This window comes from Mucilaginibacter terrae, from assembly GCF_042679325.1.
GTDB classification, from domain to species: Bacteria; Bacteroidota; Bacteroidia; order Sphingobacteriales; family Sphingobacteriaceae; genus Mucilaginibacter; species Mucilaginibacter terrae.
In genome coordinates, this window is sequence record NZ_JBHTMJ010000013.1 from 118200 (window position 1) to 143956 (window position 25757).

Sequence of the window (25757 nt, forward strand, 5' to 3'; positions counted from 1 at the left end):
GTTAGAATTAGCGTATGAACTCTACATCGTCAACATTGATGCGCAACCGGTTGCCTGTAGACCGCAGAAAAGATGTATTCACAATTTTAACGCGTACATTTTCTGTCGGCAGGGATGTTACAGCATACTCAGCCAGCGTAAAGCTGCCCTTAACACCTGTCTTTAAACCGATCGAAGTCCAGGTAATACCGCTATTTTTTGAGATAAATGTTTCAACCGTGGTAGGCTGGCTTTCATCCGCACCTTCGCTCAATTTAGTTTGTCCGAATAAGAAACGGATCTTTTTGAGACCTTTAATATCAAATAGCGTTTGAATATAACCACCGCCCGCGGTTCTTCCTCTTAACCGTACGGTACCGTTACCATTGCGCAGGTCGTTTACTTCATTCGGTGCCAGTACCGATGCATCATTGAATATCCAATCACCCGAATCGAAACCAGTGTAGCGCTGGTCGCCGCTGGCATAACTGGGTAAGCCCCCGATATTAAAACCTTCTCTTAAAGTATCGGCTACCGTAACCGCATATTTGATTACGTCGGCAGCCGTACGTATTTTAATTTGCAGGTTACTATTGGCACGTGTAAGATACCCGGTAATGAATTGCATACTATCTGGCAGCACATAGTTCAACCGTTTACTTACAAGCGTTTGTATAGTGGCCCCGTTCAAGGTATCCCGTAACACAAATGTACTGTCATTTAGGGTGGCTGTTTTTTTCATGGCTTTTAGCCTTACCAGAGTGGCCGCCCAGTCTTTAAAATTAGTGGCAGATTCAGCAGCATTAGTGTTTCTTGGTGATACCGTTCCGGCAGCTGTACGGTTGGCATAAATGAGTGGCACATTGCTCAATTCATAGTCGTTTTGAGTTGCGGAAAGTCTTTGTTTGGCGGCATACACCTGAACAACGTCTCCAACCCTGAAATTATGTGCGCTGCCGAAACGTACCCTGATACCCCGGTTGGAAATTGTATCTTGCAGATATACTGTTTGATTATCTTCCTGTAAGGTGTTTGAAATTACCGTGCCGGTAATATTAAAACCATCAGGCACCAGAACGCTGCTATTAGTTGCCGCATCTGTGTTCAAAAGGGCCTTCAACTGAATAATGTCTGTCGGCATTGTTACTGAAGCTACCGTTGGCTCAGTTTTACGGCATGCTGCCAATACTACTATAATGTAGAGCAGGCATATAAAAGGTATGATTTTTTTCATGATGTTATTATGTTTAAGGGTCTAAAGGGTCTGTGTTATCAAGAAATAAGGATTGTATAACCGGCAGGTATTCCAGGTCGAAATCGGAAATTCTGGCCAGTTGAATAAAAGGCTGATGGCCGATCTCTTCTATACAGCGGGTTATAAATTCTGAAACAGCAATTTTATCAGCCTGCTTTTTATCGGTTGTAATCAGCATTTTTTTACCGATAGGAAAGCCGTAATGATAAAGCAAGCGGTTACAATTACGGATATTAGTAGTGGTATGGCGGGCATGCGGCTCAATAATAATATCGCTTTCCGGGATCTTATACATACTCATAAGCTCCTTTTTCATTTCCAGTGCTTCGTTGTAAGGTGTTTGAAAAGGGTGAACGTTTCCACCGGATACAATAATAAAGGGGGCCTGTTCCCTGTCATATCTTTCAGCGGCCAATTTTAGTCGCGTTTTACCATTTTTGCTTAGGCGCTCTGTTCCAATAGGCCCGTTACCGGGTACCACTATTGCACCATAAGGATAACGGCTCCAATTGGTTACCATAATCTTTTCTGCAGTCTTACGGTTCTCTCCCAAAGTCATGGGTTCAAACCGGGCGGCTTCATCACGCTTGTTAATAGCCAGTAAAACAAGCGCCGCCTGTAATGATGGCTCAAAAAACAGGTTACCCACGGGTTGGCTTTTCTTTAATGCTTCTATAAGTGCTTTATGGTAAGCAAGCGATCCGGTTACGTAGAATGCAGAATCTATTGCGGGAAACCTGCCCATGGTACCCAATCCATATACGTCGATGATATGGTTGATACCGGTTAAGGTTTGCCTGAGCACGGCCTTCATAAAATCCTTTTCGCTTTGGCCCTCAAAGCGGGTGAAGTAACCCGAAGGCTTCATATCAGTTTTGATGACCCTTTCCCATTCGGGCAGATCTGCCGCTGTTAAAATACGTTGCAGGTCAACGTCGCTGAACTTTAAAGCAGCCAGTTGCCGTTTCGCATATTCGGGCGACATTTCCAAACTGTCAAGCACGGCTTTCTTAGCAGCATATACCGCCTTCAGCATTGGCTGCCTTGTCAGCAATTCAGTTAATTCAGGGTTTTGCTGGATAACTGTCAACAAATAAAAGTTTTTATCCTGCACATAGCTTCCGCTTGTTTTAGCTTTATAATTGCGGTCAAAAGATTGAGCTTTAATGCTGCTTGCCGAGCCAATTAAGAGCAGTAAAAGAAATATCCTGTTTAACATATCCTTAATAATTGGGGTTTTGCGGAAAAGTCTGCGGATTATTCACAATCTGAACTTCGGTAAGTGGTATGGGATACAAATATTGCCAAGGCTGAATTGTGAGACTTACCGCTTGCATGGCTTGTGCTGCTGTATTAGTACGCACAAGATCGAACCAGCGCTGACACTCTAACGGCAACTCCAGCCTTCTCTCCTGATAAACAGCATTGCGAAAACTACCCTGATCTGGCAAGTTGGCAGTTATAAACTCAGTTGCTTTTGCCCTTATTCTTACCTGGTTTAGGTAGGTAATGGCCAAACCTGTGCTGCTATATCCTTGTTCGTTGAGGGCTTCGGCACACATCAGTAGCACATCGGCATAACGGAGCAGCGGAAAGTCGTTACCTACATTGTTTGTGTTTAAATCAAACGAATCAAAGTATTTTTTTACCGGGTTCCGGCTATTGGATGCTACAGTGTTCAGCAAGTCCCGACGTGCATCGCCGCTTTGATAGGCGTTTAATAAAGCGGGGTCTAACACCGGACCATCAAAATAGGTAAGCACCGGATGTCCTTCGTCAACTACCGATTTATTGTACCTCACCGCAAATACAATTTCTTTGTTCATTTTATTAGCCGAGGAAAATACATCAGCAACGTTGGGTAACAAATCATACTGTTTACTACTAATCACCTCCTGTAATACACCCGATGCCTCAACAAATTTTTTCTCTGTGAGGTACACCTTTCCGAGCAAAGCTTTAGCGCTGCCTTGTGTAGCACGGCCCAAATCAGCCCCTGTAAAATTCAACGGTAAGTTAGCTGCTGCAAGGCGTAGGTCGGTTTCTATAGCAATATAAACCTCCGCCTGGTTGTTTCTAATTAAACTGTACGATTCTTCGGGACTAACAGGTGTTAACGTAAGGGGGATATTGCCCCATAAGCGTACGGCGTTAAAGTAATTTAACGCTCTTAAAAAGCGTAACTCACCCTCATACTGGTTACGCTGGGCAGTATTGGTAACCACATCTAAATTTGCCAATGCCAGGTTACAACGGTATATAGCGTTATAAATGCTTTGCCAGGCTTCTAAATACACCACATTGTCTGAGCCTGCAATAAAACGGTCAATGTTATAATCGCGCCCGGCATTACCGCCCGAATTGTTGTCCGACACATTGTCAGAACGGGTTTCCATCAGGGTAATAAAATGCTGCATATACTGGTTTCGGCCTTGGAGCGATGCATAACTACCGTTAATCGCATTTCTTATATCATCGGCTGTTTTATAATAAGAAGCAGTTGTTGGGTCGGATTTTGGTTCGATCTCCAGAAATTTCTGACAGGAACTGAAATATAAAACCACAGTTGTAAGCAGAAAAAATAATCTTAATATTTTATTCATGTCTTTAAAATTCAAGGTTAACACCAAGGTTGTAAGATTTTGCAATTGGGTAAGTACCATAATCTACCCCGGGAGTAAGCGGATTATCCCGGCTGTCAACCTCGGGATTGTAGCCGCTGTATTTGGTAAAAGTGAAAGGGTTTTGTAATGCCGTGTAAAGGCGGATCTTGCTGAACCCCGTACTCCTGGTCAACTTTCGTGGCAGGGTTACACCAAGAGTGATGTTGCGGATACGCAGATAAGAACCATCTTCGATATGCCAGGTGGAGATTTGCCCGTTGAGGCCTTTGGCAGTGCGGTTTGCGCGTACGGTTTGCCCGTCTCCGGGATTTTGCTCAGATACCCACCGGTTGAGCGCATCAGCCATATTATTGGTATTACCTTCCATATTGTCGATGTACCGTTTATATATATTCGCTATCTTATTGCCGTAAGTGCCCTGCATGGCCACACTCAAATCAAACCAGGCATAATTAAAGTTACCCGAATACCCATAGGTAAACTTAGGCTGGTAATTGCCGGTAACAGCCTTATCGTTTCCATCAATCACGCTATTGCCATCCTGGTTCACAAATTTAAAATCGCCCGGACGGGCACCAGGTACCGGGGTGTTAGCGGGGTTGCTTACATCGGCAGCATTCAGGTAAACACCGTTGGTAACCAGCGTATAATAAGATGCGATAGGCTGCCCTACACGGGTAACAAAAAAGATAACGTTGTCGCTGGTGGAAACTATTTCATTAAGGCCCCCCAAATCAGTCACCTTGTTGCGGTTGGCAGAAAAGTTGGCACTATGGTTCATGGTGAACCTGCCAAACTGGTGCGCGGTGCTCAGTGTTAATTCTACACCTTTATTGTTTACTTTTCCCACGTTGCGTATGGCTGTACGAAAACCAGAAGTTCCGGGAACCGGCAGATTTAGCAGCATGTCGGAAGTGTTACTGTTATACACATCTACCTGCAGGCTAAACTGGTTATTAAAGAGGCCTATATCGGCTCCTATGTTCAGCATGGCATTTTTCTCCCATTTCAGGTTTTCGTTACCGGCGGTAGAGGGCACATATCCCGGGGCAAGGCTGCCATCACCGGAGCCGAGGATATAATTATCCCTGCCTATTTGGGAGAGGTAGGCATAGTTGCCAATACTAAAATTACCGGTAACCCCGTAACTTGTTCTTAATTTGAGTGTGCTTATAAAGGGTAAATTCTGCATGAATTTTTCTTCGGAGATGTTCCAGCCTGCAGAGGCCGATGGAAAATAGCCCCAGCGATTGTTAGATCCAAAGCGCGAAGATCCATCCGTTCTTAATGCTGCAGAAAGAAGGTATTTACCCTGATAACTATATTGTACACGGCCTAAAACGGATAAAAGTGACCATTCCTGGACGGTAGATGACCAATCGGTAATGGTTGTGGCGTAGTTAAGCGTTTGCACCAGGTCGTTCTGATAACCGGTTCCTGATATAAGATTGGCATCAGACCGTTCCTTTTGAGCAGTGAACCCGGCTACGGCATTAATGCTGTGCCCGTTCATGTTTTTCTTATAATTGAAAGTATTCTCGGATACCCAATTCAGGTTTCGCTTAGTTCGTGAAGTGCCTGTAGGTATTGACGGCACGGTTAACGTAGATGTACTGGGTAATGTAGAAGGCCTGAAAAGCTCTCTTTGCCAGTCTTTTACATTTACGCCAAATGAGCTTCTGAAATTAAGATCTTTTGTTAAATCGTATTGAGCGAATATGTTGCTCACCAGCCTTAACTCATTCATTCTATCGGTTTTTAATTGCGCCAGGGCTACAGGGTTAACCACCTGTGCTCTTGAATATCCCCAGCTGTACTGCGCGTAATTATAAGAGCCATCGGCGTTATATACCGGCATTGTAGGCGACATAGCCAACGCGCCCGACACAATATTCTCATCGTTAAAGCGGCCTTCGGTGGGTACCCAATCGTAAATGTTATTTGTAAAGTTTAACGACGTACCAAGTTTTAACCGGTCATAAGTAGCATCTAAATTGAGCCTGCCGTTGTACTTTTTATAGCCGGAGCCAATCACAATGCCTTCCTGGTTTGCATAGTTGCCCGACAGGTAATATTTAATATTATCGGAGCCGCCACGTACCGATAGTGAATGACTTTGTATAGGGGCTTTTCGCAGCACCTGATCTTGCCAGTCGGTATTGATCAGGCCGGTTTCACCGTTCAAATACGGAAGTAAGTCGGGCGGTATAAATGCGGCACTAGTATTACCAATTTTAGCACGGCGTACATCGTTACCATCGTTTACAGAACCGGTTTTTCCCTGATCTGCCAGCAAATCCAGGTAAGTATTATTATGTGAATCGTAAACCAGTTGCGCAAAGCCGTAAGCATCCAGCATGTCAATTTTTTTACTGGCCTGCTGCCAGCCGCCGAATGCATTGTAGCTTATTTGCGGTTTGCCTTTTTTTCCGCGTTTGGTAGTTATCAATATTACACCGTTTGAACCACGTGAACCATATATGGCCGATGCAGATGCATCTTTAAGCACATCTACCGATTCAACGTCATTTAAATTAAGGTCGTTTAATGAGTTAACGCGCTTTCCGGTAGCGTTATCATCCTGATCTGACATCGGTACACCATCTATCACATAAAGCGGGCTTGTTCCGGCAGTAACCGTACTTGTTCCTCTTACTTTGATAGAAATACCGCTGCCGGGTGCACCGCCCGGTTCAATAACCTGTACCCCGGCCATTTTACCGGTCAGTGCCTTATCTATACCTACGCCCGGATAATTATTAATATCCTCAGCCTTTAATGAAGATATGGCAGTGGTTATATCCTTTCTTTCCTGTGTGCCATAACCCACTACTAATACATCGTTCAGTCTGGCCGCATCCTGTTCTAAAACGGCATTAATTACCGCTCGTCCATTAACAGGGATCTCCAGTTTTTTATAACCAACAAAAGAAAACACGAGGCTTTCATTTACCTCTGCAATTAATGTATAGCCACCATCCTGGTTACTGATAACCGCCTGATTACGTCCTTTAACCATTACGGTAGTACCAGGCAAAGGTTCACCGCGTTCGTCTTTTACCGTACCAGATATTTGTATGGATGAGCGAACACCGCTGCGTTGCTCTTCTTTTTTACTGATGACGATAGTTTGTTCAATGATTTTATAACTGAAGGGTTGGGTTTTCAGTAGTTCATTTAACGCGCCCACAAGCTCAGCATTCTTAATTGAAATATTAACCGGGCTGGCCTGTTCTAATAAGGTATAATCGTAAAACACAGCGTAGCCGCTTTGCTTTTTCACATCGTCGAGCACTTTATATAACGGCTCATTTTTATAGGATAATGATATTTTTTGCGCCATTACACTCAATGAATTTACAAGGCACAGCACAAGCACTAAAAGTTTTTTAGGAGGCATATCAAAAAATAGTTTGAAAAAGGAAAAGGCAATATTAATCAGGCCCTTCCCATGTTTAGAAAATTGCATATTTTTGCATCGTTTGGGATTAAGAAATTTTTTGTTTCAGCAATAAGTATTCGTGCCCAATTTTTGAACCGGGGGTGTGACCAGCATCTCCGGTTTTTAGGACTTTAAGGATATCTATTAGGTTTTCATCGGCTTATTTTTAGTTTACACTTTTGTTTGGGGCTTGTTGTATATACAATGTCTTATTATCGATCTTAAACTTTACGCCGCTTGTTTCCAAAATTCGCAACACGTTAGAGAGGTTGGTTTTGCGTTTAATTTCGCCAACAAATTTGTGTTGTGGTATAGCACCTCGGTACACAACATCAATGTCATACCAGCGGGCAAGTTGCCGCGTAAGTGTGGGCAGGTCGGTTTTATAAAATTTGAAGAAACCGTTTTTCCAGGCTACAGCTCCTTCCGTATCCGAAGCCGGCTCAAAAGAGAATTTTTCATGTAATAATTTTACCTGGTTACCTGGCAGGAGTAATTGATGCGACCGGCCGTTTGATATTTGTATGCGACCCTCTAATAGCGTAGTAGTAATTCCTTGTTCATCAGGGTAAGCATTAACATTGAAATGCGTGCCCAAAACCCGGATGGTTTGTGCGCCGGTTTCTACATAAAATGGCTTTTCTTTATTTTTGGACACTTCCATGTACACTTCGCCTGTTATATAAACCCGCCTTTCAGTTCCGGAAAATTCAACAGGGAAACGGATGGATGATGCTGCATTGAGCCAAACTTGTGTACCGTCGGGCAGTACCACCTGGTATTGACCGGCCCGCGGTGTACTCACCGTATTGTAGATAAGGGCTTGTTGGATGGGTACCGATCTGCTATTAAGGGTTTGATAAGCAATTTGCCCATCTGAAACCTGATTTACCTTAGCCGCATGTAGAGTGGTAATCACCCCTTTAGCACGTCCGGTGAGTATCATTTGCTTTCCATCTGCTAAAGTCAGGATAGCTTTGTTGTCACCCGGACTAACATCATTATTATTTTTGTTTTGGTTAACAATAAATTGTTTAGGTGCCGATGGGTGCAATAATAGATAAGTTGATACAGATGCAAATATCAGCATTGCTGCGGCCGCAGCATATTTAAACCATACCGGAGTAAGTTTGCGGGTTACAGTATGGGGTTCAAATGCTTGTTCGTCTAACTGACTAATGCCTGCCTCTGCATTTAAGGCGTCTCGTAAATAAGGTTGTAGTTCGCCTTTTTTAAGTAGGTCGGCAAATACTTCTAACTCCTCAGCGCTGGCCCGATTATTTAGGTACCGGTGAACAAGTTGTCTGTAATGCTGATTATCCATGTGTGCGTTTTGTATCTAAGACACAAAAAGGCACGCGGAGGGTAGCAAGGATTAAAAATAAATTTATTTATTTTTTCAGCAAAACCGCCAGCAATACAGTAAGCGAAATACCCAGGTCTTTCTCTACTGCCATACGCAAAACCTTCATAGAATGTACCATGTGATTTTTTACCGCATTGCGCGAAATGCCCATAGCGGTTGCAGCTTCTTCGTAAGACTTTCCTTCTTCACGGCACATATAGAATATCTGTCTGGTACGATCAGGCAACAGTGACAATTGATGATTTAAAAATGCCAGATATTCTTTACTCAGCAAATGGTCTTCTGTTGAATTGTACTGGTCGAAGTAAGCAGCTAAAATTTCTGAAGAGGCACTTTCTGTCTTGAACCCCCTTGTTAAGCAATTTATAGCATGATTACGGGCACTGATGAAAAGATAAGCTTTAAACGACTGCACTTTTTCAAGCTGTAGCCTGTTGGTCCACAATTTCAAAAATATTTCCTGGGTTATATCTTCTGAAAGCGCTGCAGATTTTATGAGTTTAAAGACAAAAAGGTAAAGCGGTCGATAATATCGGTCATATAGCACAGTAAACGCCTCTTCTTTGCCGTTAACGAGCAACAGTTGAAGTTCCGTATCGTTCAAAGCTGATTGGGCACCCATGCTATATGTAAATTGATTACACAAAGGAAACGTTTCAATATTAGCAAAATGTTAAATAAACCTATACATAAAAATCTATACTGGTGCTTTTAAATAAATATTTTAAGCATGGCCTTCCTCACCCTGTTTGGTGTAATAATAACCACTCCGTTAGCACCCCTTGAACCATAAATAGCGGCGGCCGATGCATCTTTCAGTGCTTCGCTTGATGCAATGTCATTAGTATTCACCAGCTCCATCACCTGTACCTGCGCATCAAGTGGGATGCGGTCAAGTACCACAAGCGGGCTGTTACCAGCTGTTAATGATTTGGTACCTCTTACCCGGAAAGTAGCCATACGTCCTGGGTCACCTGTGGTCTGTAGCACCTGCACACCTGCTAAGCGGCCAACCAGAGCCTGGTCAAAATTATTTACCGGCTGATCTGGAATTTATGTTATTTTTATAGGAGAGATTGCAATAAATAAGCTTTAATTTTTTCTTATCCGTAAACTAAGAAATAAATTTTCCTCAATTTGGCATTAGCACTTTGTATAATAATGAAAAGTGATTTTTTTTGCTGGTATTTATATTCTTTTCTACTATCAAATCCGGCTACACACAAAATATTTCATTAGACCTAAGCGACACCATCTGGAAGAATCCAATCCATACTGAAGGCAAATTTCTGAATAGCCCATTCTACATTCCCAAAATCGAAGTTATTGATACTGTTAAAAGAACAATATTATCTGCGGGCGGATATAAGTCATTTGCTAACGTCAAAGTATTAACTACACCAAATTTTTATGGCTTAAGATTTAATTGTGAGGCGCAATTTTCTTCAGTGGATTTTTTAGAGCACTTAGTTTTAAAAAAGGTGTTTTTACTAAAAAAGTAAACTTTTCTTCTAGTAGGGTCAAAGGCCAGCTGTACATGTTGGATATTAAATCAAATCAAGATTTAAACTTTCATTCTTTTTTTGCCAATCAGGTTTATGCAGTTGACATTGCGATACCAAACGCTGATATAAATTTTGAAGATTCTGTAATAGATTCTCTTTTTGAAGCACAAAGAAATACATGTAAAGTTTTAAATATTGGGCATGTGAAAAAGAAGCTATTTCTTACTGACATTTTTTGCGATAAAATAACTATTGGAACACTTCCTCAAACAATCATTTTGAATGATATTGCTGTTAAAAGTTATATTAACTTAGTTGGTGCTGGGGAAAACTTGACTACAGTGCAGACAAATAAACGAACAAAACTTTATTTGCGGGGCGTTGATTTTTCGAAACTTAGGTTGAATTATACGGACTTCCAGTTGTCATTTGATGGATATATCCCTAAATTGAAAGACAGTGAGATTACCTTGGTTTACGAAGGTTTGTTAAATAACTTTAAAGAACGGGGACAATTACAAAGTTATGAATTGCTTGATATTGAATATCAAAGCTTCCTTGATACATCGCCCTTCAAAATAGAAAGTTTTGTTAATAAACTTTGGTGGAATTTCGGATATTTTATAAAACGGATGTAGGCCGTCTAAAACGCTTCCATGAATTTACCATTGGTGGAAAAATCACCTTCCAGATATAACGGTCGATTTATTACACCGCTACTTAGTGGTTCTAAGGCAAGCGAAAAAGTTCCGACAAAATGAGAAACAGCCAGCCAAACCGTTAAGCGAAAGCACGGTAACCAATCAGCTGATTATTATAAGGTCTATTTACAACCGCGCCATTACGGCAAAAATAGGCAGTAAGGACGATTAGGCGATAAGGAATATTAGGCAGTAGCCTGATAAAAATGCCGGATGCTATTGCGGTCAACTTTTTGCTCTGCATGCCACAATTCGTAATTATTTTGCAGGTTGACCCAAAACTGCGCGGTATTGCCAAAGGCTTCCGATAGTTTTATTGCCAGTTCGGGGCTGATGCCGGTATGCCCGTTAACGATAGCGGAAAGGTTGGCTCGTGCCATGCCCAAACCCTCGGCCACTTCGGTAATGGTCAATTCACGTTCAGTAATGAACATTTCTTTTAGAATGATGCCCGGATGATTGGGCGGTAATTTGCGCTTCAACATAATAATTCCCCCTTTTAGTGATAGTCGATATAATCGACATCATGAATATTGCCATCTTCAAACCGGAATATGATGCGGTAATTGGCTGTTACTTTAATTGACCAAAACTCTTTTAAATTTCCGGTCAATTTGTGAATACCTGACCCTAATTGCTTAATATCGTCTTCCGATGTAATCGCATCCAGCGCGTCAAGGAACCGTGATATTTTAGCCAATTGATTAGCTGGCAACTTCGCTCCGCTTCCTTCGGTATAGTATAATAATAAACCTTTGTGACGGATGCTTTCGATCATATACAAATGTAACACGTTATATGACGCATGACAAGCATTATTTTATCAAATTGTTATTCACCTAAAAAAGGAATTCATGTGCCGCACGAACACTGTATGACCAGAAAAAACAAAAGCAGCTACGTATTAACGTAACTGCCTCATTTCCAGGTAGCGGGAAAAGGACAAAAGTCGAACTTTTTAGCTGATTGTCAGGCAGTTGAAAATGCTGAAGGTTTAATAAGCACCATTAACGGATAAAGGTAAATTCTTTTTTGAGGATAATGTTACATTAAACACAAGGTATTGCCCATTATAAGATAAATATAACAACTTTAATCACGTGAACAAGAGGTGTCAATAATGTGTTAATGTTTGAATGCGTCATGAAAACTGTTCAATTAAATTATACGCTTTATAATCCTGCTTCAGCTTTTATGGCAGCGCCATTAGTAGCCGAAGCCAGCGGGCTAGCAAGGTAAGTAATTGCATTTGCCGCTTCAGTATGCTGAGAAAACGTTTAACAATATAAGTTATTCTTACTGTTTTAAAGAAATCTGATACTACTTTAGAAGTGGTTTTATTTTGCCCTTTAGCTAAGTTCTAAACCCGCCAACACCTTCAGACATAGTTGGCCTTGGCAGCACGGAATTAGCCATTAAATGAGTGCCCTTTGTAAGTTCGCCAAGCCACTTACAACTGCAAGTTGGGCGGTTTTGGTCATGCTATTATGTATCGTTTCTTCCGGTATTTGTACATTAGACTCGATTGTTATAAATACCGGTCAACGTGGCATCGCTTTACCCGTCTTCATCGAAAAAATGTACAAGCAATGGCTAAAACCGCCTTGGAGGTATACCGCCTTACCATTTCCCGGTTTTAGGAGAGTGGTTTGCTTTACCTTGGATACTGAAACGCTCCTGTTGGTGCGGAAAGGCTTGTATTCGACTTAATGTTTAGCGCATTTTATATATGTTCAAATTCTTTGTGAGGCATAGCGTAAGTTAAGTACATAAAGGTATTGTACTTAAACTGCTCATCTAAAGTTTCAAATTGATATACATCTGGATTTGGTCTCTGGGGCTGTATATTTTTTACAGCAAAACACATTACAGGGTGTTTATTAGTACCATATTCCTTGTACTTGATTGTGATTATTTCGGTTTTAAATTGGACATCTGAAAAAGATTTTACTTTAGGAATTGTCAATTTAACCTCCGTTATGTTTTTCATTTAAGGCTCCACAAAATTGATTGCATCATTGTTATTTTTTACAAACAGCTTATTACATCCCACCAATATAAGCGGCAATATAATTACGGCGCCAATTACATATCCCAGATAACCGCTCATACCTTTAAGCCAATTCATAATTGCTAACTTCTATTTGCTACTATATTATAACCCATCTGATTTAATTATTCAAAGTAGCTAGTCTGGTAAGGTTAAATAACGCGTGTATAAATGCCTGATCTTCTTTGTGAGTGTCATTGTTTTCTATTAAAGTTTGGCTACTGCACCGGTATATGCCTAACCTAATGCAGGCTTTGCTCAAATTATAATTTAAAATTTGCAAAACATTACTCAGGTAAACAAACCGATCTTTTAATTGAACCAACAGCCGACATCGAGCATGTTTTTCAAAATCAAGCCCAACCTGTAACTACACTTTAAAGCTATCCACAATTTCCACCGTACGGCAGTAAATTATCTGAATAAGTAGCAAGTATACCGTACCATGACTTAGCCTGCGACCCAAAAACGGCTAATATAAAACTCAACGGTAAGCAAACTTGTTAACAGATATTGCAGATAAGTTTTCATCTTTCTTTAGTCAGTTGCCTGAAACACTCGACCCTTCTTAACGAAAAATTAATACACCAGCCAAACTAGAAAACAAGCTAAAATCACTAGAGGTACTCTGATATATAAATTTTTCTGTAGAACCAAGGGAAAGGCCGAGATCATAAAGAGCACTACAGAGAGAATAAATAAGAACCCGAACGTCCCACTTGAATAAATATAAAAATAAATAATTTGTAGCACGCCTTTTGAAGTGTTCAGATAAAAAATTGGATAGTACTGAAAATCTGACTGGTCTCCTAAATTACTTATAGCGGCTTTTTTGTGAAACGGAGTTGGTAAAGTGAAAAATGAAATTTTTTCGCTTCTTTTTAAGTTATTGACAGCACTTGGCTTAAATCTTTTTTGATACTTCTGATAATATAAATGCGAATCGTTTGATAACCTAATTTGCAATGTACTTTTGCGTCCTGCTTCAAATGTTATACTTGAAATACTTCCATCAACTTGGCGAAGATTACTGTAACTAATTATAATTTTAAGCACTAATAGCAACAGCATACACGTAAAAATCGCGCCTGTTACATATATTGACTTTGATATTTTAATAGATGTAAACATTAACCTTAAACCTTTTCAGCGAAAACTCCGATGTTATTTTTAGCTTTCGCTTCTGCGTTTATGGCATCTAACAAAAGTTGTCTTTGTGCTGCTTCCTGAAGAAAACTACTTGCTGTTTCTGCAACGGTTGCTGCCCAAAAAAGTCCTCCGGATGCTGATTTAGGATTAAAACCCTCTAAAAAGCCTCTTCCACCTTTCTTAAGATTTTCTGTATGCTGGCTTTTTAACTCCTGTTGTCCTAAACTACGATTATATGCTGCTTTTTCCCTCTGCAGGTTTATCCACTCCTGGCTTCTTCTATAGTTATGTTTCCCGTGGCTTGCTTTGATAGCATTTTCTTGTGCTTTAAATTTGTTACGGTTATAAGGGTTATTTAAAGACCCCTGGTCCGGATTAACCCTACGACTTTGTGCATCCTCGGTTCCTTGCCTGATGATTGTCTCTTTGTTTTCATTGAGGCTGGTCGCATTGGTAGTGGTTTTAACGACATTTTCATCGCCTGTCATTTTTGGCGCATAGTATGACATGTCTTGCGAGCTTGCAGAACTATCCTGATAAAGGGGGCTACTTTTTTGCTCTTTAGTCATTTCTCCAAAATAGCCATCTTTTGTTTCATCTTGCAACCAGCTTACCCCGGCATTTACTGCAAACCCAAATCCTAAACCACTGGCAACTGTTCCAAATCCAGCTTGAGTAGCAATACTTGTGGTTATAAATCCTCCGAGAAGATAACCGCCTATGAACGACATACTTATTTCTGTTATCGCCTTATTTCTGAAAATCTCTGCTTGTCGGGAGGCAATGTTCTTATCATATATTGGAATAATGGTTCCACCTATCGGGCAACTAAAATAAGATTTGTCAGTAAGAACATTTTTTTTCTCGACAAAAGCCGTCGGGTGGATTTTTTTCCAACCTCCTCCATTAAATAAATTTACAATAGCACACATACTCAGGCTAATGCCTGTAGCTATAACCACTGTAGCAATAATAGCAGCAAGACTTCCTCCTGATGCTACCATTGCTCCGGCAACTAAAGCACCTAATATTAAAGCATATTTACATATAAAATCGCCGAAGCGATCATCTTTAGTAGCAATAAGCCTGTTTTTTGCGTCATTAAAAACTGTTTTTTGACTGATGACCTGCAATTCGGCTTTCATCATTCCGCTACTGCAAACCAGGTAAATTTTACTCGGTAATATTGCTTTCTTCATCTCTCAGCTCTTTTATATTACAGTCCATGAACATCTCTATACTGCCAGCTTTTTCAAATACAGTAGCGTTCATTTTTCTGATTAAACCACTGCTATTTTCGATATCACAATTAATTTCACAATCATAATTATATTCTTGCAAATCAACCTTGGCAAAAGGATAACTTTCCTGATATCTTTTCCTTAATTCATTCATATCTAAACTGTCAGGTTCAATTCCTTGCATTTCCAATTCACTGAAATTTCTTTCTGCATTGTAGCGCTTCAGCTTTACTTCAAATTCCAGTGGTACTATATAATCTTTAAATAGGGTTGAGCTTTTATACTTCGTGCTTAAAGGATAAGTTGTTTTTAAGTTGTACTCTTGCCAATAGCCCATAAACAGCATTGCATAAATAGTGTATCCTTTATTTAAAAATTCAACTATGTCGAAGTTGTTTAAGTATTCCTCATCACCGCCATTAAATATTTTTTCCTGATCTTCCGGCTTAAGCATCGAAAATTTACGATTGGACCTCAATTCTGCTTTAACTTCTAACCATTTCTCGCGCAGCTCTTGTTTATTTAAAACGTCAATAATGGACCCAAGTTTGTCTATTTTTAATATCAAGTTGTTTTTAACACTCGCTATTTTGTACAGCAAACCATTAAATTGATTTAACTCCTCTACACTATTATCTACATGAGTGTTTGATATTTCAATTCGTACCACATTGTAAGGATCTGTTTGTTCAACAGTAAGCTTAAAATCTGTCATTGTAGATGACTTACTTACAATAACGTCATCTATTCGCATCAATGAAAGGGCTTCACTTCTATAGCTTTTACCTGCAGATAATTGTTTAAAATTTACAATTAGCTTTTTCTCTTGTTCTGGTTCGTTATTATTTGATTTACTAATGGCTTGTGTGCCATTATCTTTTTCCGGTAAAAAGCTCCATCTCTTATAGTCTATAGGATTATTATCATTGTTCATAGGTTAATTGATATTTACATTACTTCCATTTAATGTTTGTTCGCCACTTGCATCTGCTAAAAGTGTTGATGCACCAATATTGACAACAGTAGTAGCTTTTTTGCCAATATTTACCGCGCTTCCTGTCATTTTTCCCGCATTCGCATTAATAGCATCGGTGCCTTGTATGTTAATTACTTTACCAATAATGTCAATGGTGCCATCACTATTTAAAGTGATTGAACTTCCGCCTTCCCCTCCAGTTACCAACTTAATTGTTTTATCAGCAGTGATGGTTATTTGATTCGTACCATCTATTTCAATATGGTTAAGCTTGCTTTTATCTATAAATGTAATTCCACCTGCATCATTCAGGTTTAGCGAATGTCCACTTTTAGAACTTAAGCTTTTGCTATTATTTCCGCCACCACCACCAATTCCGGATTTTCCATGAAAAACGCTACCAAGCACCACAGGGCGGGCAACATTTCCTTCTTCAAAAGCTACGATAACCTGGTCGCCTTTTTCAGGCACAAAAACGAAACCACGGTTTCGGCTTACTTTATCAGATGTTCCGGCATCTGGTGTCATTACTCTTAGCCATTCGGTTACATCGTTTGACGTACATTCCCATTTAAACTTAACTTTAATGCGGCCCTGTTTTTGAGGGTCATCATTGTCAACTACATTAGCCAACTGCATATCGGGCGATGGCTTTTGCACTTGCTTAACCGCTAACTTTTCGCTATCTGCAGATACACCTTCGAATGTATTTTGATAATGACCTACACCATCTAACTGGTGATACACGGCCGTTACCAAAAACTTGCCAAAATCTTGCACTTCAAAGCCTGTTATGCCGCGCATACTTGTGCTGATACTTACAATGCTGCCAAGTTTAACACGCGGATTATCTCCATTGCCCATGATATTCAACAACTCGGATACGATTGCCTTATGCTCATCGTTTACGAACGTGTCTATTTCTTTTTGCGAGTTTACCCTTACTTCCAGCGGTTCGTTGTAGCGCTTGCTGTACACCTGGTTCGAAGCGTCGATAGCATGAGAAAGATCGGGAGAACCACCACTATTGCCGGAAGGTTGCGAACTCAGCAACTCATCTTGCTGAGAATGGTAAGAAAACTTTTTGTAATTAAGCGGGGCTATTTGCATGCCATATTGTAAGCTGTGCAAATCACGTCCGTAAATAAGCGTGGCTTCATCCAACTTGGCAGGTTTACCAAAATTCAACTTTACTCCATCATAATAGAACCACTCATGGTATTCGGCCGAAAGGCGATTGATAAACTCAAAATCGCTTTCACGATACTGAATAATATAATCGATAGGCGATGTATATGCAGGCGCAATGTTCATACTCAAATCGTTTTGAGGCGCATCGGCTGTTGCTTTTTCTACAATGGTTTTAAGATCTTTATTTAAATACGAGCCCAAATCGGGTCCGCGGTCTATGAGTATGCTCGGGCTAAATCCGCTAACTACAATATCACCTTGGAAGCCGTGGCTCTGTGCAATTTCTACACGCGTTATTTTACCGATGAATTGGTGCTCATAATCTTCGCCCCGGCCAAACTGAACAGTAAGGTTTTTACCAATAAAATCTTTTGAACGTTCGAGCGTTATCTTATTGGTATTTTCTATCTGGTCGTGGTTAAAACGCAGTTGAAAGGTATGGTGTTCATTAAAGCGCTGATCCAGGTTAAAACTCGAAAAGTGCGTTATGGGCGTGCCCTCTATGCTAATATCAATTCTTATCTTGGTTTCCATGTTATGAGGCTTAGTATGTTATTTTAAAGGCCAAGGACGGTAATAACTTATAATTTTATATGTACCTCTAACTTTTCCAAATACAAATCCAAATAAGGTTTCCTGGCCGTTGTTCTGCGTGTATTGTTTTTGCAACTCAAATAAGATGCTGCCTTTATCGGTTACTTGTTTTAAGGTTATATAATAGTTTTCAGAAGTTTTTTTTTCAATCTCCGATAAATCGTCTTCTTTGCTTGCCGCTATAAGCTTAATTGCATCTTTAGTGAAAATATCATTAAAATAGGTTGAAAACTCCGCTTGCTTTATCAGTCCTTCTTGAGGCATTATTGTCGAATTTTTCAGTTCATCATTGGTCCATTGAGGCAAGGTTTGCAGCGGGAAATTAAAAAACGCAGTTATTGCAGCTTTGTTCTTAACTTTTACAACAGTTTTAAATTTTGCCAAACAGTTTCTGAACAGTTGTTCGTCCCCTATGGTGTTGACCCTAATAGCCGGGTTTTTATTTATAACCGGGGTGCTGTCTGTAGATGCATGGGTTTGTTGTTTACCAACGCAGCCTTGAGCCGTTTGTACTAAAAAGAGCAAAGCAAAATAATAACTCAACTTCTTAATAAAACTCATACGAGGTTTAGTTTCGTGGTATATTTATTAAAGCACGCTGTTCCATCCTCTTTAATATTACAGCCGCCCCCAACTGGCTCGAAACGGCATTGGCATCGTAAACGCCATCTTTAACGTATTTACCTTTGGTATAATGGTTAGAATAGCTCCATAAATAAGGTGTACGAATACCTTTCCTGTTATAACCGAAACCGTTATAACCCTCCAGTTTTAACAAGATGAATGGCAGGCTCCAATTGGTAACATGGTCATACTTCATGAGCTTGATGGCATCAACCGCACTTTCTTCAAAGGTGAACGGAGGAGCATGGCCAACTTTGGGCCGATGAGCAGGTACGTGTACAGTATATCCGGTTAATGGGTCGCCGTTATGTAAGTGCTTTTTAAAACTGAAGGAACACTCCAGGTAATGCACACAAGCTATAAAATACCAGGGCACACCTGCACCATTGGTAAAAGTTGCACCCGAAAAAATATCCCTATTTAAGCCGAAAACATTGCTGTTATCCACAAAATTATTTTTGAATACATCTGATGTGCGGCTGGAAAAGATGTCTTGGGATAATTTAGTAGCGAAAGGATTAACGTTAAATGCTGAACCAACCATGGCTGGCGCTGTATTAAAACGATTGTAAAAGGGAATGTATGAAGATTGAAATAAAGGCTGGTTACCAAACAATGAGTTATTGTTAGCTCCACCACCTTTTACTAAATTGCTTATGCCCTCATACCTATTGCGGTTTACTACAATCTTTTCATCAATAACCTTATCAATCTCAGCAATTTTTTCTTTCCTTATCTCGCAGGTATTAAAAAGCATAATATACTCCATGGCTGTTGGAGCTATAGATTTTATCTTCTTTTTAATTGTTGGAGATCCTGGCTTAATTATCCTTTTCTTTTTCATAAAACGAAAGAAATGATCGGAAATAAAAAACGGAGAAGATTCTTTCCATCCTCTCCGTATCATTAAGTATCTTAATGTTGGTTATTTCTATTTAGGCCAGTCGTTTTCGTGCTCAGCATTACCAATTTTTAAGGTACGTGCTGAGATCACAAAACTCAAAGACATTGGTGAATTACCAACAATAGATAGTCCTTCGTTATATTGAATAATGTAACCGTCCTGAAAAGTTAATTCTTTCATTTTGGCATCTTCTTCAGATTTTTTAAAAGTAATAGTACCGCTTAGTGGCTTGTATTGGTTATTTACCATCGATTCAATAACCGAAGTGTCTTCTGTAGATTCTACCTCTACCTGAATTGTACCGCCATATACACCTGAAGATGGACGCCCTTTGGCATCAACATCTCTGCTTAAAGCATAGCTGCACTGTAATACGTCGAACTCTTTTGAACCTATATTAATTCTTGCTTTGAAAGCCATAATATTAAATGTTTAATGGTTTATAAAAAGGTCAGATACTTAAAAAGTAAAAGCCCAGTTCATTTAAGAATGATCGCCTTAGGCGTTTACACCTGGCCAATCGTTCACATGCTCTGCATTACCCAGCTTCAACTTACGTGCAGAAATAGTGAACTTGTAACTCATTGGTGTATCACCAATAATGTTTAAACCTTCAGAATATTTAACAATGTAAGCATCCTCGAAAGTAAGCTCTTTCATTTTAGAATCTTCTTCCGATTTCTTGATTAACAGTGTACCGGCAAGTGGCTTGTACTGATTGTTAACCATTGATTCGATTACTGAAGTATCTTCTGTCGACTCGACTTCAATATCAATTGTTCCACCGTAAACTCCTGAAGACGGGCGTCCTTTTGAGTCAACATCGCGATTTAATGCATAAGAGCAATTAAGCACATCGTACTCTTTGCCCGAAAAATTTAATCTTGCTTTGAAAGCCATAACGATAAATTTTGAAGGTTAATAATGATAAGCCGACCACCGGCTTATTTTGTACATTAACTACAAGCGGGGAATTATATTGTTTGAGAAAAAGGTTATTACCCTATAATTATTTTTTACAAAAGTTTTGCGCCGAAGTTAAACAGCTTTTTTAGCCATTTTTGAGCGTATTCATTTTCAATAGTGTAAAGGTGACCTATTGTGCTGGTATGCACTGGCTTTATATTTCGCTTTTCGAGTACAGAGCGTTTGATGGATAGGTAGGTTGCTTTTTGTGTTGATTGCCAATTTTTCCAGGCCTCTTCATCCAATATGGATACAATTCGTGCGGAGCGTCCGGAAAAATTACCGTCAAAGCTATCCTTGCTTGACACAAATACGCAATGAGGTAAAAACACCCGGTCAAAAAAGCCTTTGATTTTAAAGTTTATTGATTGCTTGAACACCGGACAAAATACTACGATATGGCTGGCCCACTTGAGCTTTGCTATGGCATCTGCTAAATCGGGTTCAATTTCGGCAACACGGTCTGGAAGCTGTTGATTAGGGTTAAACCTTAAGTTAGTAATTACAATTTCTTTAATTACGGCCTGTACACTCTCAGCACCGTTACGATAGGCATCGATAAGCGCCTGGGTTATTTCACCCTTGTTAATGTCTGCGTTTATAATTACTACCTGTTTCATTTTGTTATACAAAATTACAGATAATAAAAGCAAAGACAACGGCTTGTTAACCTGACCGTAACATAAAATTTAAAGAGCCCGCATTGCTTACAATGCGGGCTCTTTAAATTACACTTAGCTACTGTTGTTTATAGTCAGTATTCCAGGTGGCGCTGCCATCTTCTCCTTTATGTCCGTCCAGCTTTACTACGAAGCTTTTGGCCGGGAAATAAGGGGTAATGTTGATGTCCAGATGAATCCTGTCTTTTTGTACTTCGTCACGCTCAAATTTAATGATCTTAAAACGCTCTATTAAACGATCGGGACCCTGAATGTTATCCAGGAACTTAACAATTTGCGAACGCAGGTCTTGTTCAGTTTTGGATGTCCAGTTTTCAAAAGCACGTCTGTTTAAAAAGTCAAACAGCACTTTTGTAATATAATCGAATACACGTACTACCGAATAGGTTTGCAAGCCTATGTTATCGCCGTTAAATAAGGTTTTAGCAGAGAAGGCCATTACTTTACCGTATTCGTTTACCATTGGTACCAAGCCTATTCTTTCCAGGTGAGAGATCTCGCTTTTTTTCAAGTCGAAACGCACACCATCCACTTCGTTTACCGCACCATGCTTTTTACCTGCGGTAACCTGCGACATTAGTGTATAATACATTTTACCGGCTAAAGCGGCAGATGCAGGTACGTATAGATCGTCCTCTTCGCCTACTTCGGCCACCTTACTACGCCCAACCATCCAGTTACAGGTCATAATGGTGTTCGATTTAAAGGCATCCCCACCAGTTAAGTTGGCCGATGTAAACAAATCTATCACATCATCCGGCTGATCAAGGTCAGCAAAGTCCGTAACCAGCATGACCTTATTTTCAAATGCTATTTTCGACCAACGCTCTACCACTTTGTTTGATCCTAAGTAACCAGGGACTACCATGATGGAATAATTTTGGCGCAGATCTAAACGGTCGTAATTTTGTTTCAGCTCATCGCTTACATACTCAATAAACCTTGGGTTATCCAGCTCTTTCAATTGGTCGAGCGAGGCATTCATAATTGTAACATTCTTAACCTTGTCTGCTTCAGTGTTCTTGTAAAACAAATGCAGCGAACGGTAAGCTTGTTCCAGTTCACGAGTACTTTCCAGAACGTTATGAACATTTTTATTTAAGTTTTCATCGGCAAGCTGCAGGTTTTCAGTGCTGTTTTCAACCATTTCGCCAACAGATGTACCTGTTTCCAGGGCATTTATCCATTGGTTTAATTTCTGTTTAAGCTCCTCACGCTCTTGTTTCTTTTCGTCGTCGGTTAAAAATATTTGCTTACGTGCTTTGCGCTCAGGATTTAAGTTTTGCAAACCGTCAATTGTGGTTTCTAATAAATCAAATCCGCCAACTCTCGACAGTTTATCTAAACTTTGTGCTAATGTTAGTTCTTGTTCAGCAGCCTTTTCGGCGGGTTTAAACCCTTGCGCCGATGAGGTTTCATTTAAGGCTTGCTCGTTTGGTGTTGCCATAATGGTATGTGTTACTGTTTAGGATTGTATCGGGGATGTTATTGGTCAAGTTCTTTAACAAAGTTTTTAAGTGCGCTTACAAAGGCCGCTCTTGTTTCTTCGTTATCAAGCGTAGTTTTTAACGTTTTATTTGTTTTTAACTGTTTAATGATGTTCATGTACATTTCGCGCTCTATGTTTAGCTTGCGTAAGTAGCTACTTTGTTGCACCAAATTTTTAACACCAAAATCACCCAGATTGTTAAACTTCAGGTTTTCGGTAACCACCGAACCATCTTGCTTATCAAGGGCTACATTAACATTAGGTTTATAATGTTCAAAAACCTCTTCTACTGTTTTTAAACCTTCAACCTTTTCAGGCCGCAGGGGCTCATTATCTGTAAGTTTTTGTATAAACAATGTTTTATTGGGAGATATCTCACCAAATGCTTCCGAGGTATCGACTTTTTTTTCGTTTCCTCCTATTTCGTAATTAAACATAGGTATGGGATAAAGTGGTGTATGCTTGTTGTTTATTTAGTAAATGCTTTTTGGTCAAAATTGTTTTTGCAAACAACAATGTATTAACCAGCTAATAATTAATTAATTGTCCAGGTTAGTTCATCGTTTTCCTGGAGCTTGCCAATACTTATGGTATGCCCCTTTTTTAACTCACCCGAAATAATGTATTTGGATATTGGCCGCCTTAATTGGTTACGAATTACACCTGATAACTGCCTTGCGCCGTATTTAGGTGTAAAGCCGCTCAGGGCAAGCATGCTTTTGGCATCATCGCTTATAGAAAAATCGATGCCCATTTTATTTAAAGATTCTACCAGGCTCTTGAGCTGTATCTCAAATATCTTAACTACGTTTTCTTCAGCAATAGGTTTAAAGGGAACAATTTCAGAGATCCGTGCCAAAAACTCCGGCCTGAATTTGCCGGCCATTACTTCCATTAACTGGTTAGATGTTGGCAAATGTCCCTGGGTTAACTGCTCGGCAATCCATTCGCTGCCAATATTGGAGGTAAACAGGATTAATGAGTTAGAGAAATCGCCCTCTTTGCCCAATCTGTCATGCATGTGACCTTCGTCAAGTATCTGCAAAAAGATATCAAATACGGATGGATGTGCTTTTTCGATTTCGTCGAAGAGCAACACGGAGTAAGGTTGCTGACGTATTTTATTAACCAGCAAGCCACCTTCCTCATAACCTACATACCCCGGAGGCGCGCCATAAAGCAATGCAGCCGAATGCTCTTCCTTAAACTCCGACATATCGAACCTGATCATTGCCTTTTCATCGTTAAACAGAAAATCGGCAATGGATTTGGCCAGTTCGGTTTTACCGGTACCGGTTGGGCCGAGTAAAAAGAACGAGCCAATGGGCTGCCCCTTTTTATTCAAACCACTGCGCGATTCGAGGATGGCATCAGCAACAGCTTTTAAAGCCTGATCCTGTCCAACAACCCGCTTTTTCAGGAAGCCTTCCATGTTCAGAAGCCTTTCCTTTTCTTGTGCTTGTATTTTACCCAGCGGGATGCCGGTTTTATAAGATATAATGGCGGCAATATCCTGCTTATCCACCTCGCTGGCTTTACTTTGGGCCAATTCTTCCAGTAAAGGAAGGTTGCGGTTGAAATACTCTATATATTCCTCAGCATTTTCAAAAGCGCTAACTTGCGTATCGTCTTCTAACTTACCAAGCATTACCGCACTGGTTTTATTTTGCATTAAGCTGTAAAGCCATTTGTATTCGCTTGTGCTGGTGTCCTCTTCGGCATCTCTAAGGGTGTTGAACTTTTCTTTCAGCTCGGCCAGTGTCATGTCTGAGGTGTCGTTCATCAGCCTTATAGCAGCCATGGTACGGTCCATGAGGTCGAAAGCCGAATCGGGCAGGCGACGATCTTTCATATACCGTTTGGCCAAGCGTACGCAATCCTGAACGGCATCGTTACTGATTTTCAAACCATGGTGTTCCTCATAATAAGGTACCAGTTTTTCCAGCATTTTTATAGCGGTATCAATATCAGGCTCGTTTACCTGCAATACCTCAAAACGACGACTGAACGCCTGCTCCGGTTCTATTATTTTGCGGTACTCATCAATGGTGGTTGCGCCAATAACAGTGATCTCTCCACGAGCCAATTCAGGTTTAAGCAGGTTGCCAACACCTCCGCCAATAGGGCCTTTATTATCTAACAGGGTATGTATCTCGTCGATAAATAAGATGGCCTTATCAAACTGCTTAATTTCTTTCAGAATGTTTTTCAACCGGTCCTCTATCTCACCTTTGTAAGATGCACCGGCAATAAGCGAACCCAGATCCAGCTCAAATAAACTTACGTTCAGTAATGATTGCGGCACCTGATTATTAATAATATCTAATGCAAAGCCATCAACCAGTGCGGTTTTGCCCACCCCTGCATCACCGGTTATGATTACGTTTGGCTTGGTGCGGCGGCTTAATATTTCCATAATCATCCGCGTTTCTTTATCGCGGCCTATGATTGGATCTATTTTACCCTGGCGTGCCAGATCGGTACGGTCTACACAATATTTAAATAACGCTGCGGTGCTTTTACTACTTGAACCAGCATTACTATCACCACCAGCCGATGGTGCTATTGCATTTTGAACACCTTCATCCTGTATGTAAACATCCAGCAGTTCTTTTTCCTTTAAAGGAAACGATTTTAATTGCCCGGCATCAAAACCTACATTAGGTTTAGTAAGCGCAATCAGGATACATACAGGGGTTATGGCATCCAGTCCAAGCTTTACCCGTACGTTATCGGCCTCGTCAAATACTACTTTAACCGCATTGTTGCCTAACATTTCATCGGGTACGGTGATCGACTGCGGATATTCTTCCATTCGCACATCGGCCCAATCGCTTATGTAGGCAGTATCCTTATCAATAGAAGTCAAAAAGTTTCTTAACCCCACTTCCTGGTGCATTAAGCCCTTTAATAAATGGGCGGGGCCAAACTCTTTGTGATGGTACTCCTTAGCTAAAGACTGGGCTACCCTAACTCCGGTTTTAACCGATTCGCTTAAACTGATTACGCTCATGATTTTAC

At 40.3% G+C, this 25757-nt stretch carries 23 protein-coding genes; 2 read left to right on the top strand and 21 right to left on the bottom strand.

The annotated features are described in order from the left end of the window. Positions 1-7: 7 nt before the first annotated feature. The 7 genes from ACFQ3S_RS14280 to ACFQ3S_RS14310 all read right to left on the bottom strand — a co-directional run bounded on the left by ACFQ3S_RS14280 (position 8) and on the right by ACFQ3S_RS14310 (position 9719). Positions 8-1213, bottom strand: coding sequence for a DUF5689 domain-containing protein (locus tag ACFQ3S_RS14280; protein ID WP_377165594.1), 1206 nt, complete (start codon positions 1211-1213; stop codon positions 8-10). Between the two features lie 13 nt (positions 1214-1226). Continuing rightward, a complete protein-coding gene (locus ACFQ3S_RS14285; protein WP_377165596.1) occupies positions 1227-2453 on the bottom strand; it encodes a YdcF family protein in 1227 nt (408 codons plus the stop codon). Positions 2454-2457: 4 nt separating this feature from the next. Further along, positions 2458-3837 carry a RagB/SusD family nutrient uptake outer membrane protein gene (locus ACFQ3S_RS14290; RefSeq protein ID WP_377165598.1) on the bottom strand — a complete coding sequence of 460 codons (1380 nt, stop codon included), beginning with the start codon at positions 3835-3837 and terminating at the stop codon, positions 2458-2460. Between the two features lie 4 nt (positions 3838-3841). Further along, positions 3842-7201, bottom strand: a complete 3360-nt coding sequence (locus ACFQ3S_RS14295; protein ID WP_377165600.1) for a TonB-dependent receptor — start codon at positions 7199-7201, stop codon at positions 3842-3844. A 265-nt stretch (positions 7202-7466) separates the two neighbouring features. Next, positions 7467-8624 (bottom strand): FecR family protein, encoded by a 1158-nt coding sequence (locus ACFQ3S_RS14300; RefSeq protein WP_377165602.1) that lies wholly within the window; start codon positions 8622-8624, stop codon positions 7467-7469. A gap of 67 nt (positions 8625-8691) precedes the next feature. Beyond that, positions 8692-9288 (bottom strand): RNA polymerase sigma factor, encoded by a 597-nt coding sequence (locus ACFQ3S_RS14305; protein ID WP_377165605.1) that lies wholly within the window; start codon positions 9286-9288, stop codon positions 8692-8694. An 89-nt stretch (positions 9289-9377) separates the two neighbouring features. Further along, positions 9378-9719 carry a TonB-dependent receptor plug domain-containing protein gene (locus ACFQ3S_RS14310; RefSeq protein WP_377165836.1) on the bottom strand — a complete coding sequence of 114 codons (342 nt, stop codon included), beginning with the start codon at positions 9717-9719 and terminating at the stop codon, positions 9378-9380. 484 nt (positions 9720-10203) lie between these two features. On the opposite strand from ACFQ3S_RS14310, the gene ACFQ3S_RS14315 reads away from it, so the two are divergent. Further along, positions 10204-10809: a hypothetical protein gene (locus tag ACFQ3S_RS14315; protein ID WP_377165607.1), complete on the top strand. Its 606-nt coding sequence runs from the start codon at positions 10204-10206 to the stop codon at positions 10807-10809. 85 nt (positions 10810-10894) lie between these two features. Continuing rightward, the gene (locus ACFQ3S_RS14320; protein WP_377165609.1) at positions 10895-11044 is read left to right on the top strand and encodes a hypothetical protein; all 150 of its coding nucleotides are present in this window, start codon (positions 10895-10897) and stop codon (positions 11042-11044) included. A gap of 13 nt (positions 11045-11057) precedes the next feature. Here the strand turns inward: ACFQ3S_RS14320 and ACFQ3S_RS14325 are convergent, their stop codons facing one another. The 14 genes from ACFQ3S_RS14325 to ACFQ3S_RS14390 form a co-directional block, all read right to left on the bottom strand. After that, on the bottom strand, positions 11058-11357 hold the full coding sequence (locus tag ACFQ3S_RS14325; RefSeq protein WP_377165611.1) for a HigA family addiction module antitoxin: 300 nt from the start codon (positions 11355-11357) through the stop codon (positions 11058-11060). Between the two features lie 14 nt (positions 11358-11371). Then, on the bottom strand, positions 11372-11650 hold the full coding sequence (locus ACFQ3S_RS14330) for a type II toxin-antitoxin system RelE/ParE family toxin (RefSeq protein ID WP_377165613.1): 279 nt from the start codon (positions 11648-11650) through the stop codon (positions 11372-11374). Between the two features lie 945 nt (positions 11651-12595). Beyond that, positions 12596-12862 (bottom strand): hypothetical protein, encoded by a 267-nt coding sequence (locus tag ACFQ3S_RS14335; protein WP_377165615.1) that lies wholly within the window; start codon positions 12860-12862, stop codon positions 12596-12598. Positions 12863-14058: 1196 nt separating this feature from the next. After that, the gene (locus tag ACFQ3S_RS14340; RefSeq protein WP_377165617.1) at positions 14059-15219 is read right to left on the bottom strand and encodes a hypothetical protein; all 1161 of its coding nucleotides are present in this window, start codon (positions 15217-15219) and stop codon (positions 14059-14061) included. A 25-nt stretch (positions 15220-15244) separates the two neighbouring features. Beyond that, positions 15245-16246, bottom strand: a complete 1002-nt coding sequence (locus ACFQ3S_RS14345) for a hypothetical protein (protein ID WP_377165619.1) — start codon at positions 16244-16246, stop codon at positions 15245-15247. 3 nt (positions 16247-16249) lie between these two features. Further along, the gene (locus ACFQ3S_RS14350) at positions 16250-18013 is read right to left on the bottom strand and encodes a type VI secretion system Vgr family protein (protein ID WP_377165621.1); all 1764 of its coding nucleotides are present in this window, start codon (positions 18011-18013) and stop codon (positions 16250-16252) included. A gap of 18 nt (positions 18014-18031) precedes the next feature. Further along, complete coding sequence (locus ACFQ3S_RS14355; RefSeq protein WP_377165623.1) at positions 18032-18634, bottom strand: hypothetical protein; 603 nt, start codon at positions 18632-18634, stop codon at positions 18032-18034. 7 nt (positions 18635-18641) lie between these two features. Then, entirely contained in the window at positions 18642-19604 is a 963-nt protein-coding gene (locus tag ACFQ3S_RS14360; protein WP_377165625.1) for a hypothetical protein, read from the bottom strand. Between the two features lie 24 nt (positions 19605-19628). Next, positions 19629-20021 (bottom strand): type VI secretion system tube protein TssD, encoded by a 393-nt coding sequence (gene tssD / locus ACFQ3S_RS14365; protein ID WP_377165627.1) that lies wholly within the window; start codon positions 20019-20021, stop codon positions 19629-19631. 78 nt (positions 20022-20099) lie between these two features. Further along, a complete protein-coding gene (tssD, locus tag ACFQ3S_RS14370) occupies positions 20100-20501 on the bottom strand; it encodes a type VI secretion system tube protein TssD (protein WP_377165629.1) in 402 nt (133 codons plus the stop codon). 116 nt (positions 20502-20617) lie between these two features. After that, positions 20618-21187 (bottom strand): NAD(P)H-dependent oxidoreductase, encoded by a 570-nt coding sequence (locus ACFQ3S_RS14375; protein WP_377165631.1) that lies wholly within the window; start codon positions 21185-21187, stop codon positions 20618-20620. A gap of 118 nt (positions 21188-21305) precedes the next feature. Further along, on the bottom strand, positions 21306-22694 hold the full coding sequence (locus ACFQ3S_RS14380) for a DUF5458 family protein (protein WP_377165633.1): 1389 nt from the start codon (positions 22692-22694) through the stop codon (positions 21306-21308). A 38-nt stretch (positions 22695-22732) separates the two neighbouring features. After that, complete coding sequence (locus ACFQ3S_RS14385) at positions 22733-23173, bottom strand: type VI secretion system contractile sheath small subunit (protein ID WP_377165635.1); 441 nt, start codon at positions 23171-23173, stop codon at positions 22733-22735. A gap of 98 nt (positions 23174-23271) precedes the next feature. Further along, positions 23272-25749: an ATP-dependent Clp protease ATP-binding subunit gene (locus ACFQ3S_RS14390; RefSeq protein WP_377165638.1), complete on the bottom strand. Its 2478-nt coding sequence runs from the start codon at positions 25747-25749 to the stop codon at positions 23272-23274. Between the last annotated feature and the right edge of the window lie 8 nt (positions 25750-25757).